We start from the raw sequence: 19696 nt of genomic DNA, 5'->3' as shown, positions 1-19696 counted from the left end.
ATGTTCGGCTGTATGAATAAGCTTTCGATGTTGGGAGCAGCGTTCGCGCTGCTCGCAGGAAACAGCGCGCTGGCGGCCATGGGGCCATTCGAAGTCTACGAGCAGGCATTGCGCAACGACCCGGTGTTCCTCGGTGCGATCAAGGAGCGCGACGCGGGCCTGGAAAACCGCCTCATCGGCCGTGCCGGGCTGTTGCCGAGACTGGGCTACAACTACAACCGCGGTCACAACACCTCCAAGGCCACGCAACTGACCGCTCGCGGCAACCTGACCGAAGACCGCAACTACAACAGCTATGGCTCGACCCTGACCTTGCAGCAACCGTTGCTCGACTACGAAGCCTACGCGGCGTATCGCAAAGGCGTGGCGCAGTCGCTGTTCGCCGACGAGGCGTTTCGCGGCAAGAGCCAAGAGTTGTTGGTGCGGGTGCTGGACAACTACACCAAAGCCTTGTTCGCCCAGGATCAGATCGACATCGCCCAGGCCAAGAAGAAGGCTTACGAGCAGCAGTTCCAGCAGAACGAACACATGTTCAAGCAGGGCGAGGGCACGCGCACCGACATTCTGGAAGCCGAGTCGCGCTATGAACTGGCGACCGCCGAAGAGATCGAGGCGCGCAACGAGCAGGACGCCGCGCTGCGTGAACTGGGGGCGCTGGTCGGCGTGCAGACGGTGGACATCAGCGAACTGGCGCCGCTGGATCAGAATTTCCAGACCTTCGCCCTGATGCCGGCCAACTACGACACCTGGCATGAGCTGGCGATCAGCAACAACCCTAATCTGGCGTCGCAACGCCAGGCGGTGGAAGTGGCCAAGTACGAAGTCGAGCGCAACCGCGCCGGGCACCTGCCGAAAGTCAGTGCCTATGCGTCGATTCGCAAGACTGAATCGGACAGCGGCAACACCTATAACCAGCGTTACGACACCAACACCATCGGCTTTGAAGTCAACGTGCCGCTGTATGCCGGTGGCGGGGTGTCGGCCTCGACCCGTCAGGCCAGCCGCACCATGGAGCAGGCGGAATACGAGCTCGACGGCAAAACCCGCGAAACCCTGATCGAACTGCGCCGCCAGTTCAGCGCCTGCCTGTCGGGCGTCAACAAACTGCGCGCCTACCAGAAGGCTCTGGCGTCGGCTGAGGCATTGGTGGTGTCGACCAAGCAAAGCATTCTCGGTGGTGAACGGACCAATCTCGATGCGCTGAACGCCGAACAGCAACTGTTTACCACCCGCCGCGATCTGGCCCAGGCGCGCTACGACTACTTGATGGCCTGGACCAAGCTGCATTACTACGCGGGGACGTTGAACGAACAGGATCTGGCACGGGTGGATGAGGCGTTCGGACAAGGCCCGAAAAGCAACTCGCGTTAATGCTTGGCACAGAACCTGTGGCGAGGGAGCTTGCTCCCGCTTGAGTGCGTAGCGCTCACAAGATTTTGGGCTGCTGCGCAGCCAGCGGGAGCAAGCTCCCTCGCCACAAATAGACTCGCTCGATAGTTCAAGAAGTGCTCGCCCGGCGAAACGGGTCATAACAAAAACATAAGAAAAGTGAGTGGTGAACATGGACGTACGCATCAAGCCGGCAGCGGTCGGCAGCCTGTTGCTCGCAGTTTGCATCGCGCAGGCCAACGCGCAATACCTTGAAACCGGCAAGCCCGGCGATCCCGCCAGTTGGCGCAGCGCCGAATTCCAGCGTGACTGGGGCCTGGCGCGGATGCAGGCCGATCAGGCCTACGCCGCCGGCATCACCGGCAAAGGCGTGAAGATCGGCGCCCTCGACTCCGGCTTCGATGCTGCCCACCCCGAGTTCGCCACCGACCGCTATCACCCGGTGCTGGCCTCCGGCAGTTACGTCGATGGTTCGCTGTTCAGCGTCAATGGCACCCTTAACGCCAACAACGATTCCCACGGCACCCACGTGGTCGGCACCATGGGCGCCAGCCGTGACGGCACCGGCATGCACGGCGTGGCGTACAACGCGCAGATCTACGTCGGCAACACCAACAACAACGACAGCTTCCTCTTCGGCCCGAAACCCGACCCGCGCTATTTCAAAGCGGCGTATGACGCTCTGGCCGCTGCCGGCGTGCGCGCGATCAACAACAGTTGGGGCAGCCAGCCGCCGGATGTCAGCTATCGCACCTTGGCCGATCTGCATGCCGCTTACGCCCAGCACTGGAATCAGGGTACCTGGCTCGACGCGGCGGCGGATGTCTCGCGCCGTGGCGTGATCAATGTGTTCAGCGCCGGCAACAGCGGCTACCCGAACGCCAGCGTGCGCTCGGCGTTGCCGTACTTTCAGCCGGATCTCGAAGGCCACTGGCTGGCAGTCTCCGGGCTGGATCAGAGCAATCAGCAAAAGTACAACCAGTGCGGCATCGCCAAATACTGGTGCATCACCACGCCGGGGGCGAAGATCGACAGCACCATTCCGGGTGGCGATTACGCCATCAAGTCCGGCACCTCGATGGCCGCGCCGCACGCCACCGGGGCACTGGCGCTGGTGATGGAGCGCTACCCGTACATGAACAACCAGCAGGCGCTCGAAGTGTTGCTGACCACCGCCACGCAACTCGACGGTTCGGTCACCGATGCACCGACCGAACGGGTCGGCTGGGGCGTGGCCAACCTCAACCGGGCGATGCACGGGCCGGGGCAATTGCTCGGCGCGTTCGATGCCAATCTGGCCGCTGGGCAAAGCGATGTGTGGAGCAATGACATCTCCGACAAGGCACTGATTCAGCGCCAGCGCGAAGACCTCGCCGAACACAGCGCCTGGCAGCAGACCCTGCAGGACAAGGGCTGGCAGAACGGTGTCCCGGCCGGCGCCAGTCAGCAGGATCAGACCGACTACGCGGTCGGTATGGCGCGCGATGCTGCAGCGGCGACGCGGGTCTATCAGGGCAGCCTGATCAAGTCCGGGGCAGGGCGCTTGCTGCTGACCGGCGACAACACCTTCCGTGGCCCGACCACGGTCAATGGCGGCTTGCTCAGCGTCAACGGCTCGCTGGCCTCGGCGGTGACCGTCAATGATAGCGGCACCCTCAGCGGTTCCGGACGGATCGCCTCGTTGCTCGCCAACAGCGGCGGCCGTGTGGCACCGGGCAATTCCATCGGCACCTTGAACGTGGCGGGTGACGTGACCTTTGCCCCCGGTTCGACCTACGCGGTCGAGCTGTCGCCGACCAACAGCGACCGCATCGTTGCCGGCGGCGTTGCGAGCATCAACGGCGCCACGGTCAGCCTGTCGCTGGAAAACAGTCCGACCCTGCTCAGCACCACTGAAACCCGCAGCCTGCTCGGCCATTCGTACGACATTCTGCAAGCGGCCGGCGGCATTCAGGGCCGGTTCGGCGCGGTGCTGCCGGATTACCTGTTCATCGGCGGCAACCTCGACTACACGGGCAACGCCATTCAGCTCGACATCCAGCGCAACGCCACCTCGTTCGCCAGTGTCGGGCAAACTCCGAATCAGCGCGCGGTGGCGTCCGCCGTCGAAGGCCTCGGCGCCGGCAATTCGGTGTACGAAAGCCTGCTGCTGTCGGCAGATGCCACCTCGGCGCAACAGGCCTTCCAGCAATTGAGCGGGGAGATCTACCCGGCGCTCGGCTCGATGCTGATCAATGACAGCCGCCAGTTGCGCGACGCCGTCGGCGAACGTCTGCACGATGCCAACGCCACCCAAAGCAATGGCTGGATCAAGGCCCTCGGCGCCTGGGGTTCGACAAACTCCGGTAACGACACCTCGCGCTACAGCACCTCGATCGGCGGCTTGCTCGCCGGTGTCGACGGCGCGCTGGACGAGCAGACCCGCATCGGTCTGGTCACCGGTTACAGCGACAGCTCGCTGAACATGGGCTCGGACACGCACTCGTCGGCCAAGGTCGACAGCTATCACCTCGGCGCTTACGCCGGTCATGACATCGGCGCCTGGCGCCTGAGCACCGGCGCGGCCTACAGCTGGCACCGCGCCGATGTGAAGCGCGATCTGCAATACGGCGACGTCAGCGCCAAACAGAAAGCCAAGGTCGATGCGGCCACCACGCAGGTTTTCGGCGAAGCGGCTTATCGATTGAACCTGCAGCCGCTGGCACTGGAGCCATTCGCCAACCTCGCTTATGTGCATCTGGACACTGACGGCTTCACCGAAAAGGGCGACGCGGCGGCGCTGAAGAGCTCCGGCGAGCAGCGTGATGCAGTCCTCAGCACCCTCGGTGTACGGGCGGTCAAGCGCTTCAATCTGTCGACTCAACAGTCACTGGACGTCAGTGGTCATCTCGGCTGGCAGCACAGCCTGAGCGACATCGACGCCGAACAGCATCTGCGTTTCGCCAGTGGCAGCACACCGTATTCGGTCGAGAGTTCGGCACTGGTGCGTGATGCGGCGCTGGTCGGCGTACAAGCCAGCCTGGCGTTGAGCAAGGACGTGCGGGTCAACCTCGATTACAACGGACAACTGGCCAACCGCGAGAAGAGCCACGGCGTGGGGCTGAGCCTGAACTGGCAGTTCTGAACAAACCCCGCAGGTCAAGTGAACACACACTTGTGGCGAGGGGATTTATCCCCGATCGACTGCGCAGCAGTCGCTCACCCGGACAACTCGGTTACTGGAAATTGCTCGGGGTCGCTTCGCGCCCCATCGGGGATAAATCCCCTCGCCACAAGCGTTATTTCCCAGGCTCGGGTGTGGGCCTGGTACACGGATTTTTCGCAACAACACTAAGGAAGGTCGCTGGATGAATAACAACAATACCCCCGCGCAAACGGGCGGTCGCTTCGCCATGAAAACCCTCAATTGCGCGGTGCTCTGCGCACTGACCACCTGGGGCAGCGCGCACGCGGCGCCGTATGTGGAAAACGGCCGCAGCGGTGATCCCGCCAGTTGGCGCAGCGCCGAGTTCCAGGCGGAATGGGGCCTGGGCGCCATTGGCGCGGATTACGCCTACGCCGCCGGTTACACCGGCAAAGGTGTGAAACTGGGGATCTTCGACCAGCCGGTGTATGCCGCGCACCCGGAGTTTTCCGGCGCCAACAAAGTCATCACCCTGGTCACCAGCGGGATCCGCGAATACACCGACCCCTACATCCCGGTCAAAGCCGGCGATGCGTTCCGCTATGACGGTTCGCCTTCGGTCGGCTCCGACGGCAAGCTCGGCGCTCACGGCACCCACGTTGGTGGCATTGCCGCCGGCAGCCGCGACGGCGGGCCGATGCACGGGGTGGCGTTCGGTGCGCAGATCATCAGCGCCGACAACGGCGACCCGGGCCCGGAAGACGGCATCGTCCGTGGCAACGACGGCGCGGTGTACAAGGCCGGTTGGGATGCGCTGATCGCCAGTGGCGCGCGGATCATCAACAACAGCTGGGGCATCGGCATCACTGACCGTTTCGACCTCGGCGGCCGCGACCCGGCGTATCCGCACTTCACCGTCAACGACGCGCAATTGCAGTTCAACGAAATCCGCACGCTGCTCGGCACCAAGCCCGGCGGTGCCTACGACGGTGCCATCGCCGCCGCCCGCAGCGGTATCGTGACGATCTTCGCCGCCGGCAACGATTACAACCTGAACAACCCGGACGCCATCGCCGGCCTCGGCTACTTCGTGCCGGACATCGCGCCGAACTGGATCACCGTCGCCGCATTGCAAAGAAACCCGGACCAGGCCAGCGCCAATCCGTACATCATGAGTACGTTCTCCTCGCGTTGCGGTTACACCGCGAGCTTCTGCGTCTCGGCGCCGGGCACGCAGATCTACAGCTCGATCATCAGCGGCACCAACGCCGACAACCTGACCACCGGCTACAAAAACTACAACGGCACCTCGATGGCGGCGCCGCACGTGGCCGGCTCGATGGCGGTGCTGATGGAGCGCTTCCCGTACATGACTGGTGATCAGGTCGCCACGGTACTGCGCACCACCGCCACCGACCTCGGCGCACCGGGCATCGACGCCTTGTATGGCTGGGGCATGATCAACCTGCGCAAGGGCATCGACGGCCCGGCGATGTTCGTCACCGAGCAGGACATCCCGGAAGAATTCCGTATCCAGGGTGCCTACGGTTCCGGGCAATTCGTCGCGGACTTGCCGGGCATCGGCGCGATCATCGACAAGGGCAAACCCACCGAGCGCGTGTGCACCGACATCACTTGCGGCCTCGACACCTGGCGCAACGACATTTCCGGTCACGGCGGCCTGACCAAACAGGGCATCGGCACACTGGTGCTGACCGGCAACAACACCTACAGCGGCCCGACCCTGGTCAATCAAGGGCGTCTGGCGATCAATGGCTCGCTGGCTTCGGCGGTCACGGTCAACGACAGCGGCATCCTCGGCGGTAACGGCCACATCGGCGCACTGACCGCGAAAAGCGGCGGTACCGTCGCGCCGGGCAACTCGATCGGCACGCTGAACGTCGCCGGTGACGTGACCTTCGAGCGCAGTTCGACCTACGCGGTGGAAGTCTCGCCGACCAGCAGCGACAAGATCGTTGCCGGTGGCAAAGCGCTGATCGATGGCGCCACGGTGAGTCTGTCACTGGAAAACAGCCCGACCTTGCTCACCACCACCGAAGTGAAAAGCCTGCAGGGTGCTCAATTCAACATTCTTCAAGCGGCCGGTGGCATTCAAGGGCAGTTTGGGCAAGTGCTGCCGAACTACGCGTTCCTCGGCGGCACCCTGGCGTACTCGGCAAACGGCGTGCAACTGGACGTCGGGCGCAATGGTGCGTCGTTCGCCAGTGTCGGTCTGACGCCGAACCAGCGTGCAGTCGGCGTGGCTGCCGAGGGCCTGGGCGCGGGCAATGCGCTGTTCGAAACCCTGCTGTTGTCGCCGAACGCGGCGTCGGCGCAACAAGCCTTCCAGCAACTGTCCGGCGAAATTCACCCGGCCATCGATACGATGCTGATCAACGACAGCCGCTACCTGCGTGAAGCGGTGGGCGAGCGTCTGCGTGAGCGTGATCTGTTCAATGCCAACGCACCGACCGACGACCGCAGCAATGCCTGGGTCAAGGTGCTGGGTTCGTGGGGCAAGAGCGATGGCGGCCATGAAAACGCCGACTCCAACAGCTCCATTGGCGGGCTGCTGGCCGGTGTCGACGGTTTGATTGCTGAAGATACCCGTCTGGGTTTCGTTACCGGTTATAGCGACAGCTCGTTGAACATGGGCGGCGGCACGCATTCGTCGGCCTCGGTCGACAGCTACCACTTGGGTGCGTACCTCGGGCATCAGATCGATGCGCTGCGTCTGACCGCCGGTGCGGCGTATAGCTGGCATCGCGTGGACGTAAAGCGTGATCTGCAGTTCGCGGGCGTCAGCGGCAAAGAGAAAACCAAGCACGATGCGGCGACCACTCAAGTGTTCACCGAAGCGGCTTACGATCTGCGTCTGCAACCGATGAATCTGGAGCCATTCGCCAATCTGTCGTACGTGCATCTGAACACCGAGAGCTTCACCGAGAAGGGTGATGCCGCGGCGCTCAAGAGCGGCGAAGACAACCGCGACGTGGTGCTGTCGACCCTTGGCGTACGCGCCAAACGCAGCTTCGCGCTGTCGGACAAACATCAGCTGGAACTGGGCGCCACCCTCGGCTGGCAGCACAACCTGAGCAGTGTCGATGCTGACAGCCACCTGGCCTTCGCCAATGGCAACAGCGCGTTCACCGTGCAGAGTGTGTCGATGGATCGTGATGCGGCAGTGGTCGGTGTACGCGCCGGGCTGGCGCTCAATCGCGATGTCCGGGTCAACCTGGACTACAACGGACTGATCGGTAACAACGAGAAAGAACACGGTGTGGGTCTGACCCTCGACTGGCAGTTCTAAAGGAGTATCGGCAGCCCTTCACGGGCTGCCGGTTTTGAAGGAAGAGAGAGCACAACATGGGATTGTTCGATTACAAAAATGCCGATGGCAAAGCGCTGTACAGCGATGCCATCGCGCTGACGCTGTATGCCTACACGCCGACCGGCCAGCCGTTGCCGGCCACCGCCTGGAAACCGCTCAGCGCAACAGCGCTGGGTTATCAGGGCAAGGTCGGCGCGCAAGGCACGTTCTTCGGCGAGAAGGACGGCTTCACCAGCGCCGAGGCCGAAGTGCTCGGCAAGTACGACGCCGGCGGCAAGCTGATCGGCCTCGGCGTGGCCTTTCGCGGTACCGGCGGGCTGGGTTACAGCGACACCTTCGGCGACATGAAAAACAACCTGCTGGCCGCCATTGGGCCATCGGATTACGCGAGTAACTACGCGAAAAATGCCTTCGACAACCTGCTCAAGTCCGTTGCCGCGTTTGCCATGGCCAACGGCATCGCCGCCAAGGACGTGCTGTTCAGCGGCCACAGCCTCGGTGGTCTCGGGGTCAACAGCGTGGCCGAGTTGAGCGGCAACAATTGGGGTGGGTTCTTCAAGGACGCCAACTACATCGCGTTCGCTTCGCCGACCCAGAGCAGCACCGGCAACAACGTGCTGAATATCGGTTACGAAAACGATCCGGTGTTCCGTGCGCTGGACGGCACCACGTTCAGCAGCGGTTCGCTGGGCAAGCACGACGGGCCGCATGAGTCGACCACCGATAACATCGTCAACTTCACCGACAACTATGCGTCCACCGCGCAGAACCTGGTGCCGTTCAGCATCGTCAATCCGCTGAACTGGTCGGCCCACAGCTCGCTCGGGTATGCCGATGGCCTGAACCGGGTGATCGACTCGAAGTTCTACAACCTGACGCACAAGGACTCGACCCTCATCGTCTCCAACCTTGAGGAATCGTCCCGGGGCAAGACCTGGGTCGAGGATCTGGGGCGCAGCGGCGAGCCGCATACTGGCAGCACTTTCATCATCGGTACTCAGAGCAATGACTGGCTCAAGGGCGGGGCGGGTAACGATTTCCTCGAAGGCCTGGGCGGTGATGACCGCTTCCGCGATGACGGTGGTTTCAACATCCTCCTCGGTGGCCAGGGTCACAACACCTTTGAGCTGCAGAAACCGCTGCAGAACTTCAGCTTCGCCAACGACGGTGACGGCACGCTGTATGTGCGCGATGCCTACGGCGGCATCAGCATGACCCGCGACATCGGCGCGCTGGTGAGCAAGGAGTCGGGGTCGTGGTGGGGCAGCAAGGAAATCACCTGGGGCGTCACGGCCAAGGGTTTGACCAATGGCAATGAACTGACTCAGTACACCCATTCGCTCAACGGCGATGCCTACGGCAATGCGCTGCACGCCAGCGCCGACGGTGACTGGCTGTTCGGTCTGGGTGGCGATGACAAGCTGATCAGCGACAAGGGCCACGTGACCTTCGTCGGCGGCGCCGGCAACGACGTGATGACGGCGGTGGGTGGCAACAACACCTTCCTGTTCAGCGGCGCGTTCGGTTTTGATGCGATCAATGGTTACCAGGGCAGCGACAAACTGGTGTTCATGGGCGTCGAAGGCGCGGGGCAGGGCTACGACTACAAGCAGCATGCTGTGCAGTCGGGGGCCGATACCGTGCTGAAGATTGGTGAATATGCCGTGACCCTGGTCGGGGTGGGAGTGGCTAACCTGTCGGACTCGTCTTTCGTGTTCGCCTAGCTCTAATGTGGGAGCGAGCTTGCTCGCGAAAGCGGTGTGCCAGCCAAGCAAATGGCAGCTGACACTCCCTCTTCGCGAGCAAGCTCGCTCCCACAGATTTGATGTGTAAGTAGTGAAAATGCTCCGGGGCGTGCCCGTGAGGGGCGCCCTGGCTGTGAGCTATCTCTGACAATTCCAACAAAAGAGAGGCAATAGCAATGGGTGTGTATGACTACAAGAACTTCGGCACAGCCGATTCCAAGGCGCTGTTCAGCGATGCCATGGCGATCACGCTGTATTCCTATCACAACCTCGATAACGGCTTTGCCGCCGGTTATCAGCACAACGGCTTCGGCCTCGGCCTGCCCGCCACGCTGGTCACCGCGCTGCTCGGCGGTACTGATTCGCAAGGGGTGATTCCCGGTATTCCGTGGAACCCCGACTCGGAAAAACTCGCCCTCGACGCCGTGAAAAAGGCTGGCTGGACACCAATCACCGCCTCGCAACTGGGCTACGACGGCAAGACCGACGCGCGCGGGACCTTCTTCGGCGAGAAGGCCGGTTACACCACCGCCCAGGTGGAAATCCTCGGCAAGTACGACGCCCAGGGCCATCTCACGGAAATCGGCGTTGCCTTTCGCGGCACCAGCGGCCCGCGGGAAAACCTGATCCTCGACTCCATCGGCGACGTGATCAACGACCTGCTGGCCGCCTTCGGTCCCAAGGACTACGCCAAAAACTACGTCGGCGAAGCGTTTGGCAATCTGCTCAATGATGTGGTGGCGTTCGCCAAGGCCAATGGCCTTACCGGCAAGGACGTGCTGGTCAGCGGCCACAGCCTCGGCGGGCTGGCGGTCAACAGCATGGCTGACCTGAGTGGCGGCAAGTGGGGCGGATTTTTCGCCGACTCCAACTACATCGCCTACGCCTCGCCGACCCAGAGCAGCACCGACAAGGTGCTCAACGTCGGTTACGAAAACGATCCGGTGTTCCGCGCCCTCGACGGCTCGACCTTCACCGGCGCCTCGGTCGGCGTGCACGACGCGCCCAAGGAATCGGCCACCGACAACATCGTCAGCTTCAACGATCACTACGCCTCGACCGCGTGGAATCTGCTGCCGTTTTCGATTCTCAATATCCCGACCTGGATCTCGCACCTGCCGACCGCTTACGGCGACGGCATGAACCGGATCATCGAGTCGAAGTTCTACGACCTGACCAGCAAGGATTCCACGATCATCGTCGCCAACCTGTCGGACCCGGCGCGGGCCAACACGTGGGTGCAGGACCTCAACCGCAACGCCGAAACCCACAAGGGCAGTACCTTCATCATCGGCAGCGACAGCAACGACCTGATCCAGGGCGGCAGCGGCAACGACTACCTCGAAGGTCGCGCCGGCAACGACACCTTCCGCGACGCTGGCGGTTATAACGTGATCCTCGGCGGCGCCGGCAACAACACCCTCGAGTTGCAGAAATCGGTGAACAGCTTCGACTTCGCCAACGACGGCGTCGGCAACTTGTACATCCGCGACGCCAACGGCGGGATCAGCATCACCCGCGATATCGGCAGCATCGTCACCAAGGAGCCGGGCTTCCTCTGGGGGCTGTTCAAGGACGATGTGACCCACAGCGTCACGGCCAGCGGTTTGAAGGTCGGCAACAACGTCACCCAGTACGAGTCCAGCGTGAAGGGCACCAGCGGCGCCGATACGCTGAAGGCGCATGCCGGTGGTGACTGGCTGTTCGGTCTGGACGGCAATGACCATTTGATTGGTGGTGCCGGCAACGACGTGTTTGTCGGTGGCGCCGGCAATGACTTGATGGAGTCCGGAGGCGGGGCGGATACGTTCCTGTTCAACGGCGCGTTCGGTCAGGATCGGGTGGTGGGTTTTACATCGAACGACAAACTGGTGTTCCTTGGCGTGCAGGGTGTGTTGCCCAATGACGACTTCCGCGCGCATGCGACGGCGGTGGGGCAGGACACGGTGCTGAAGTTTGGCGCTGACTCGGTGACGCTGGTTGGGGTGGCGCTCAATAGCCTCAGTGCCGATGGAATTGTGATCGCCTGATGCATCCGTAACCTGTGGCGAGGGAGCTTGCTCCCGCTGGGTCGCGAAGCGGCCCTGAAGACTTTGTGAGCGCTACGCGCTCAAGCGGGAGCAAGCTCCCTCGCCACAACTCGGTATCGAAAGTGACTCGACAGCCACACCCTGACTCAAAAGCTCTGCAAACAGCAGAAGCGGCCTAAAGCCAGCACGTGCACACACGTTCTACAGCTAGCCGCCATTGAGTACAGGAGATGCACACGTGAGAAGGTTCAAGGGGTATGTCGGGATTTTCGGACTGGCGCTGTTATCGGCCAATGCCTGGGCCGATCTGCCTCAAACCTCGATTCTGAGCCGTTACGGGATCAGTACCGACCAACTGCCGAAAGCGCAAAAGACCGAAGCGGTCGAGCCGGTCGAAGAGAAAAGCCTGTTTCAGATCCAGCCCGAACAGCCGTTCGTCACGTTCCGCCGCGGTGACGACAAACAGGCACAAGCCACCGGCAACCTGAGCATCGACCGCATGACCCAGCAGGATCTGGAGCGTTGCCGACGTCTGCAAGCCGAGCTGGCGCGGCGGGGTGAACAGTATTTCAGCTGTGATCACAGCATTGTGGGACTGCCGGCTTTCGAGTAATTCTCCAACGTTCCCCCTGTAGGAGCTGCCGCAGGCTGCGATCTTTTGATTTTGTTTTTAGATCAAAAGATCGCAGCCTTCGGCAGCTCCTACAGGGGTTGGGGGGTCAGTCTTCCTTGCGCACCGTTGCGACTTCGTCGGAACGGACCTTCACCTTGGTCCCGGAAATATCCTCGAACTCATAGAACCCGTCCTTGGTCTTGGTTTTCGGCATGTCCTTGGTCAAATACTGAGTGCCGTTCTGCAAGGTGACCACAGTCGGCGTCGAGCAGCCGGCCAATGCCAGCAGGGCCGCTACCGCCAGAGGAATACCCAGAGTCTTGATCTTCATACCCACCTCAAATACCTCATTCCATATCAATTGACCGACTTCGGTCTCTAACGCGGTTGGTGCCATCGAACCGGGAAAAGTTCGATGACCGCCTGAAAAAATCCCGATTGCCGCTGCCATTGATCTTTTTCCGTTTGCACCCGACAGGGCAGAGCTGGTATCTGTACGCATAACCAGTATTTGCTCGCCATGGCCCTGAATTCCCGTGACTGCCAACCCGCTCGACGATCCGTTCTATTACCTCAACAACTTCCGGCAAGTGCTTGATTGGCTTGAGCTTCGCTATGCCGATGTGATGAGCGAATCCGAGCACGGCTTTATCCGCGACTTCAAGGCCTTGCCGCACGCTTCGCAGGGTTTGCTGGTACGCATGGTAATGCGTAAGGGCGTGCATTTCCGCCTTGGCAAACTCAACTACCCGGAAATCGGCGACATCAGCGACGCCGCGCAGCCGTTGCTGAGTCACGGCTGGCTCGACGATCAGGCGCTGTTGGGCGTGGCCGAAGTGTTCGACGTGTTGCTCAAGGCTGAACTGCTGCAGGCGTTCGGCAGCTTTATCGAGCAACCCAAGGGCCGCAAGGACGACTGGCTGCCGGCGCTCGCCGAGCAATTCAGCGAGTCGCGCAGTCTCTCCGATTGGGCACCAACGCTCGGCGACCGATTGCTCAGCCTGACCATCATGGACCTGTGCGACCGCCTGCGTCTGATGTTCTTCGGCAACCTGTATCAGGACTGGTCGGAATTCGTCCTCGCCGACCTCGGGATCTTTACCTACGAAAAAGTCGAGTTCTGCGCCGACTCCCGTGGTCTGCGCAGTCGAGAGGACGTTGACGCCTGCCTGTTCCTGCATCATTGCCAACTGCGTTTCGAAGCCGGTGAACCGTTGGAGCCCATTGTCGAGCAGGTCCGCGCGTTGCAGTTCGACAACCCGTGGCTGCAGCGGCGGCGCGGCAAGGTGCTGTTCCAGATCGGCCAGTATTGCGAGCGCGTCGCCGAGTTCGCCCTGGCGTTGAGCATTTACCGCGATTGCACCTACCCCGGCGCCCGTCAGCGAATGATCCGCGTGCTGGAGCGCTGCGGCGAATACGCACTGGCGCTGGAGCTCGCGACGCTCGCCGAACAGGCGCCGGAAAGCGCCGCCGAGCAGCAGAGCCTGCAACGGATGCTGCCACGGCTGCGACGCAAACTCGGCGGGCCACCGCTCAAACGCGCAACGCCACGCCCGGTCGAGCGCCTCGATCTGCAATTGCCGCGCACTGATCCGGCGCTGTCGGTGGAGTTTTACGTGCAGGCGCATCTGCACGAAGACAGCGGCCCGGTGCATTACGTCGAGAACAGCCTGATCAACTCGCTGTTCGGCCTGTTGTGCTGGCCGGCGATTTTCGCGCCGTTGCCGGGAGCATTCTTTCATCCGTTCCAGCGCGGGCCGGTGGATCTGCTCAACGAAGACTTCCAGCAACGCCGCGCCGAACTGTTCCAGGCTTGCCTCGACCAACTCGACGACGGCCGTTACGCGGCGACCATTCGTGAATGTTTCGCCGCCAAGTGGGGCGTGCAGTCGCCGTTCGTGTTCTGGGGCGCGTTGAATGAGCAACTGCTCGAGCAGGCGCTGGCGTGCTTGCCGGCGGAACACCTCAAGCACTGGTTCAATCGCCTGCTGCTCGACATCAAGGCCAACCGCGCCGGCATGCCCGACCTGATCCAGTTCTGGCCGCAGCACAAGACCTACCGGATGATCGAGGTCAAAGGTCCCGGTGACCGCTTGCAGGACAACCAGCTGCGCTGGCTGGAGTTCTGCCATCAGCACCAGATGCCGGTCGCCGTGTGCTACGTGCAATGGGCGGAGCAGAGCGCTTGAGCTACAGCATTGCCGTCCGCGCGCTGTGCGAGTTCACCGCCAAGACCGGCGACCTCGACCTGCGTTTTACCCCTTCACCGACAGCCCTCGAAGGCATGCTCGGCCATCGCACCGTGGCCTCGCGGCGCAACGACAAATACCAGAGCGAAGTGGCGCTGGAAGGCGAGTTTCTGCAACTGAAGGTCAGGGGCAGGGCGGACGGCTACGACCCGCTGCAGAACTGTCTGGAAGAAGTCAAAACCTATCGCGGCGACCTGAGCAAACAGCCGGCCAACCATCGCCAGTTGCATTGGGCGCAGGCGAAAATCTACGGCTGGCTGATGTGCCGCAAGCTTGAGCTTGCGCAGATCAATCTGGCGCTGGTGTATTTCGACATCGTCAGCGAAAAGGAAACCTGTCTGGTCGAGTCCTTCAATGCGCCAGCCTTGCAGGCCTTTTTCGAACAACAATGCCGCTTGTTCCTGAACTGGGCCGAGCAGGAAATGGCCCATCGCGAGGCGCGCAATCTGGCCGCGCAGCAATTGAGCTTTCCCCACGCCGACTTTCGCCCCGGGCAGCGGCATCTGGCCGAATCGGTGTTCAAGGCGGTCAGCACCGGCCGTTGCCTGATGGCCCAGGCGCCCACCGGGATCGGCAAGACCCTCGGCACGCTGTTCCCCATGCTCAAGGCGTTGGCGCCGCAGCAACTGGACAAGGTGTTCTTTCTGACCGCCAAGACCCCGGGGCGCAAACTGGCGCTGGATGCCAGTCAGGTGCTGTTCGATCAATCGCAAAATTTGCCGTTACGGGTGCTGGAGATGGTCGCCCGCGACAAGGCCTGCGAACACTTGGACAAAGCCTGTCACGGTGAATCCTGCCCGTTGGCCCAGGGCTTCTATGATCGGCTGCCCGCTGCCCGGCAAGCGGCGAGCCGGATCAATCTGCTTGATCAGGCAGCGATGCGCGAAGTGGCCCGTCAGCACACGGTTTGCCCGTATTACCTGAGCCAGGAAATGGCCCGCTGGGCCGACGTGGTGGTGGCGGACTACAACTATTACTTTGATTTCAGTGCGCTGCTGTTCGGTCTGGCCCAGCTCAATCAGTGGAAGGTCGCGGTGCTGGCCGATGAAGCGCACAACCTGGTCGAACGCGGGCGCTCGATGTACAGCGCCAGTCTCGATCAGGCCGCGCTGGCCAGCGTGCGCAAGAGCGCTCCAGAAGTGCTGAAAAAATCCCTGCAACGGGTCAACCGCGAGTGGAACGCGCTGCACCAGCCGCAACTGGCGCCATATCAGGCCTACGACAAGGCCCCGGAGAAACTGCTGCAAGCCGTTTCCCTGTGCAGCGCGGCCATTGGCGATTACCTCAATGATCATCCGCAGGGACTCGACAGCACACTGCAAACCTTCTACTTCGACATGCTGCAGTTTGGCCGGGTGGCGGAGCTGTTCGACGAGCATTACCTGTTCGACATCAGCAAGCGCGACCTCGAGCGCAAGCGGCCGCTGTCGCAGCTGTGCCTGCGCAACGTGGTGCCGGCGGCGTTCATCGGCCCGCGCCTGAAAGCGGCGCGCAGCAGCGTGCTGTTCTCGGCGACGCTGAGCCCGCGGCGCTATTACGCCGATCTGCTCGGCACGCCCGCCGACACGGTATGCATAGACGTCGAATCACCCTTCAGCGCCGAACAGCTGCAAGTGCAGATCGTCAGCCGTATCTCCACGCGCTTCAATCATCGCCAGGCGTCGCTGGAACCGATCGTCGAGCTGATCGCCCGCCAGTTCTGCGAGCGCCCGGGCAATTACCTGGCGTTCTTCAGCAGCTTCGATTACCTGCAACAAGTGCTGACGCTGCTAGCCGAACGCCACCCGCAGATCAATCTGTGGCAGCAATCGCGGGGCATGGCCGAAGGGCAGCGCCAGGCCTTTCTCGATCAGTTCACCGCCGACAGCCAGGGCATCGGCTTCGCAGTGTTGGGCGGTGCGTTTGGCGAAGGCATTGACTTGCCCGGAGCACGGCTGATCGGCGCATTCATTGCGACCCTGGGGCTGGCCCAGCTCAACCCGGTCAACGAACAGTTGAAACGGCGCATGGCAGCGATTTTCGGCGCCGGCTACGATTACACCTACCTGTATCCGGGCGTGCAGAAAGTGGTGCAGGCCGCCGGGCGGGTGATCCGTACGCGGCAGGATCGCGGTGTGGTGATGCTGATCGATGACCGCTTCGCCGAACCGCGCATCCAGCAATTGTTGCCGCGCTGGTGGTCGCTCGGTACCGACTCGCCCTCAATCAACCCGTTGATCACGCCGTGAATAGAAGCGCGTTTGCACCTTCCCATGGCGCCGGATTGCCGCATACTTGCGCTAATGAAAACCAGCGGTGAACCTGATGAGTGACAAACCGAGCAAAACTGCCGCGATCGAGGAGATGCGTTTCCGTCTGCTGATCGATGCGGTGGTCGATTATGCGATTTACATGATCGATCCGGACGGCATCATCACCAGCTGGAACTCCGGCGCCAAACGCTTCAAGGGCTACGAAGAGGCGGAGATTCTCGGCGAGCATTTCTCGCGCTTCTATACCGCCGATGATCGTGCGGCGGGCCTGCCGCAACGCGCGCTCGACACAGCGCTGCGCGAAGGACGCTTCGAAGGCGAGGGCTGGCGGGTGCGCAAGGATGGCGCCCGTTTCTGGTGCCACGTGGTCATCGATCCGATCATCGATCCCGACGGCAAACTGCTCGGCTACGCCAAGATCACCCGCGACCTGACCGACCGCAAGATGGCCGAAGAAACCCTCAAGCAAAGCGAACAGCAGTTCCGCCTGCTGGTGCAGGGGGTCACCGATTATGCGATCTACATGCTCAGCCCCGAAGGTCGTGTAAGCAACTGGAATCAGGGCGCCCAGCGGATCAAGGGGTACCAGCCGGAAGAAATCATCGGCCAGCATTTTTCGATTTTCTACACCCCGGAAGACCGTGTGGCCGGCGAACCGCAACGGGCGCTGGAGATTGCCACCCGCGAGGGCCGTTTCGAGAACAAGAGCTGGCGCATGCGCAAGGATGGCACGCGGTTTCTGGCCCACGTAGTGGTCGATGCCATTCGCGGCGAAACCGGTACGCTGCTCGGGTTTGCCAAGATCACCCGCGATGTCACCGAAGCCCATGAGTCGCAAGTGGCGCTGGAAAAGACCCGTGAAGCGCTGTTCCAGGCGCAGAAGATGCAGGCCATCGGTCAGCTCAGCGGCGGCATCGCCCATGACTTCAACAATCTGCTGACGGTGATTCTGGGCAATCTGGAGATACTGCAAAAACGCATCGGTGACGACCCGAAAAACAGTCGTCTGCTGGAAAACGCCACGCAGGGCGCATTGCGTGGCGTATCGCTGACCCAACGCATGCTGGCCTTCGCTCGCCGGCAGGAACTGAAAACCGAGCCGGTCGATATCGCACAACTGGTGCAAGGTATCACCGGGCTGTTGCGCAGCTCGATCGGCCCGGGGATTCGTATCGAGACACGCTTTCCCGAGGATCTGCAACCGGTGCTGGCCGACAGCAACCAACTGGAACTGGCGCTGCTCAATCTGGCGACCAACGCCCGCGACGCCATGGTCGACGGCGGCAGCCTGTGCATTACCGCGCAGCCGGAAGTCGTGCTTGAGCAAAGCCATTCGTCAATGGCGGCCGGGCACTATGTGTGCCTGAGCGTGATTGACACCGGGGAAGGCATGGACGAAGCCACGCTGGGGTCGGCCAGGGATCCGTTTTTCACCACCAAGGGCGTGGGCAAGGGCACCGGGCTGGGCTTGTCGATGGTGCATGGCTTTATCGAGCAACTGGGTGGCCGTTTCATTCTCAAGAGCGAAAAAGGCCATGGCACCCGCGCTGAAATGTGGATACCGGTAGCGCTGGCCGGGGAGACGGCAAAAAACCTTTACCCGGCGATCAAACCGGTGTTGGTGCCACGCCTCAGTGTGTTGGTGGTGGATGACGATTCGCTGGTGATGACCAGCACCACGCTGCTGCTCGAAGACCTTGGCCATCGTGTGATCAGCGCCACCTCCGGCGCCAGGGCGCTGGCGTTGTTCGAGCAGGGTGAAGTCATCGATCTGATGATCACCGACATGGCCATGCCGCAGATGAGCGGCGCGCAACTGGCGCATGCGGTGCGTCTGCTCAAGCCGGATCTGCCGATCATTCTGGCCACCGGTTACGCCGAACGTCTGGAAGGCTTTGCCGCGCAACTGCCGCGTCTGCCCAAGCCGTTCACCCAGCTCAACCTGGTGGAAATCATCGCGCAGTCGATGAAGTGAATCCGCCTGAACTTGTCCGTGGCGAGGGCCTTCTAAAAGGTTTCCCCGCCACGGAGTGCGCGTCCCTTGCCTCGCATACTGACTGAGCCCAGCGCTGAAGAGCACCTGACTGAACACGACGCCAAGATGTTCGGCTCACCCAAGGAACGGCTGGATTTCTATCGCAAGGAAATCCAGTACGAAACCAGCATCCTCGCCAATCGCACCGATGCCTATCTGGCGGCGCAGTCGTTTCTGGTGATTGCCTTCGCTTCATGCATGGCCAACCTCAACCCCGAGTGGGGCAAGCTGTTCACGCTTGTGGTGCCGCCGTTTCTCGCACTGCTTGGGTTGCTCAGTTCGCTCAACGCCTGGCCGGGGATACGGGCGGCGTACGACATCATTGATCACTGGCACTACAAGCAGAGCGAGTTGTTGCGCAGCGAGCCGATCATGGGCATGGCTTACGACGAGTCGCCGCTGTTCAGCGAGATGGAGTCGAGCCACAAGGGCTATCGCAAGTCGTTGTTGTTTTCGGTGCGCACGCCCTGGATTTTCGCCACGTTCTGGATCCTGCTCGGGGCTTACGCGGTGTTCATTCAGGTGACCAACCCCGGGGGCTGAACGCCGCCCAAAGAGAAAGCCCGGACATCGCTGCCGGGCTTTTTCTTGTGTGCTTTATTCGACGGTTTCAAGTTGCCGACGCAATTCCTGCGAGTGATGCGGTGACATTGGAATCGGCGGGAAGTCTTCGTTGAGGACGCACAAGTGATCGATGGCTTCCTCGAACTTCGCATCGGCTTTGCGGCGCAGTGCTCGATAGTGCTCAAACTGTTCGAGGTCCAGATTGTCCGCTTCCAGCAGCTCGTAAGCCGCTCGGTTGAGGGCGTGGGCATCTTCGAACAGTTGACGATTGCGTTCCAGGGCCAAAGCCCTGCAAGCCTTGATTTGTGCAGGAGTCGAGCATTCTTTCATGACCGTGACCTTGTTATCCAAAGATTCCTATTCA

The 19696-nt window shown here is 61.8% G+C and carries 12 protein-coding genes; 10 read left to right on the top strand and 2 right to left on the bottom strand.

The genetic code is table 11. The features are described 5' to 3' along the window. The 6 genes from PMI25_RS16725 to PMI25_RS16700 all read left to right on the top strand — a co-directional run bounded on the left by PMI25_RS16725 (position 1) and on the right by PMI25_RS16700 (position 12232). Positions 1-1371, top strand: a complete 1371-nt coding sequence (locus PMI25_RS16725) for a TolC family outer membrane protein (RefSeq protein WP_045122086.1) — start codon at positions 1-3, stop codon at positions 1369-1371. Positions 1372-1561: 190 nt separating this feature from the next. After that, positions 1562-4513: an autotransporter serine peptidase EprS gene (gene eprS, locus PMI25_RS16720; protein WP_007963522.1), complete on the top strand. Its 2952-nt coding sequence runs from the start codon at positions 1562-1564 to the stop codon at positions 4511-4513. A 223-nt stretch (positions 4514-4736) separates the two neighbouring features. Continuing rightward, entirely contained in the window at positions 4737-7823 is a 3087-nt protein-coding gene (locus tag PMI25_RS16715; protein ID WP_024164472.1) for an autotransporter serine protease, read from the top strand. Positions 7824-7879: 56 nt separating this feature from the next. After that, complete coding sequence (locus PMI25_RS16710) at positions 7880-9568, top strand: polyurethane esterase (protein WP_007966999.1); 1689 nt, start codon at positions 7880-7882, stop codon at positions 9566-9568. A gap of 197 nt (positions 9569-9765) precedes the next feature. Further along, positions 9766-11619, top strand: coding sequence for a polyurethane esterase (locus PMI25_RS16705; protein ID WP_007967001.1), 1854 nt, complete (start codon positions 9766-9768; stop codon positions 11617-11619). Between the two features lie 238 nt (positions 11620-11857). Continuing rightward, complete coding sequence (locus tag PMI25_RS16700; RefSeq protein ID WP_007967003.1) at positions 11858-12232, top strand: hypothetical protein; 375 nt, start codon at positions 11858-11860, stop codon at positions 12230-12232. A gap of 106 nt (positions 12233-12338) precedes the next feature. On the opposite strand, the gene PMI25_RS16695 is transcribed toward PMI25_RS16700, so the two are convergent. After that, positions 12339-12563, bottom strand: coding sequence for a YgdI/YgdR family lipoprotein (locus PMI25_RS16695; protein WP_007967004.1), 225 nt, complete (start codon positions 12561-12563; stop codon positions 12339-12341). A gap of 205 nt (positions 12564-12768) precedes the next feature. Here PMI25_RS16695 and PMI25_RS16690 point away from each other — a divergent pair, with 205 nt between their 5' ends. From PMI25_RS16690 to PMI25_RS16675, 4 genes are all read left to right on the top strand, one after another. Further along, positions 12769-14421, top strand: a complete 1653-nt coding sequence (locus PMI25_RS16690) for a VRR-NUC domain-containing protein (RefSeq protein ID WP_007967005.1) — start codon at positions 12769-12771, stop codon at positions 14419-14421. Continuing rightward, complete coding sequence (locus PMI25_RS16685; protein WP_007967006.1) at positions 14418-16709, top strand: ATP-dependent DNA helicase; 2292 nt, start codon at positions 14418-14420, stop codon at positions 16707-16709. Before PMI25_RS16690 ends, PMI25_RS16685 begins: the two co-directional genes overlap by 4 nt. A 76-nt stretch (positions 16710-16785) precedes the next feature. After that, complete coding sequence (locus PMI25_RS16680; RefSeq protein WP_007967007.1) at positions 16786-18708, top strand: hybrid sensor histidine kinase/response regulator; 1923 nt, start codon at positions 16786-16788, stop codon at positions 18706-18708. A 66-nt stretch (positions 18709-18774) separates the two neighbouring features. After that, complete coding sequence (locus tag PMI25_RS16675; protein ID WP_007967008.1) at positions 18775-19311, top strand: hypothetical protein; 537 nt, start codon at positions 18775-18777, stop codon at positions 19309-19311. 54 nt (positions 19312-19365) lie between these two features. Here PMI25_RS16675 and PMI25_RS16670 read toward each other — a convergent pair whose 3' ends face one another. Beyond that, complete coding sequence (locus PMI25_RS16670; RefSeq protein WP_007967009.1) at positions 19366-19662, bottom strand: hypothetical protein; 297 nt, start codon at positions 19660-19662, stop codon at positions 19366-19368. Positions 19663-19696: the final 34 nt, after the last annotated feature.

It is taken from the genome of Pseudomonas sp. GM30 (assembly GCF_000282275.2).
GTDB lineage: Bacteria > Pseudomonadota > Gammaproteobacteria > Pseudomonadales > Pseudomonadaceae > Aquipseudomonas.
The sequence above is the reverse complement of the archived record's forward strand: the minus strand, read 5'-3'. Positions and strand labels throughout refer to the sequence as shown.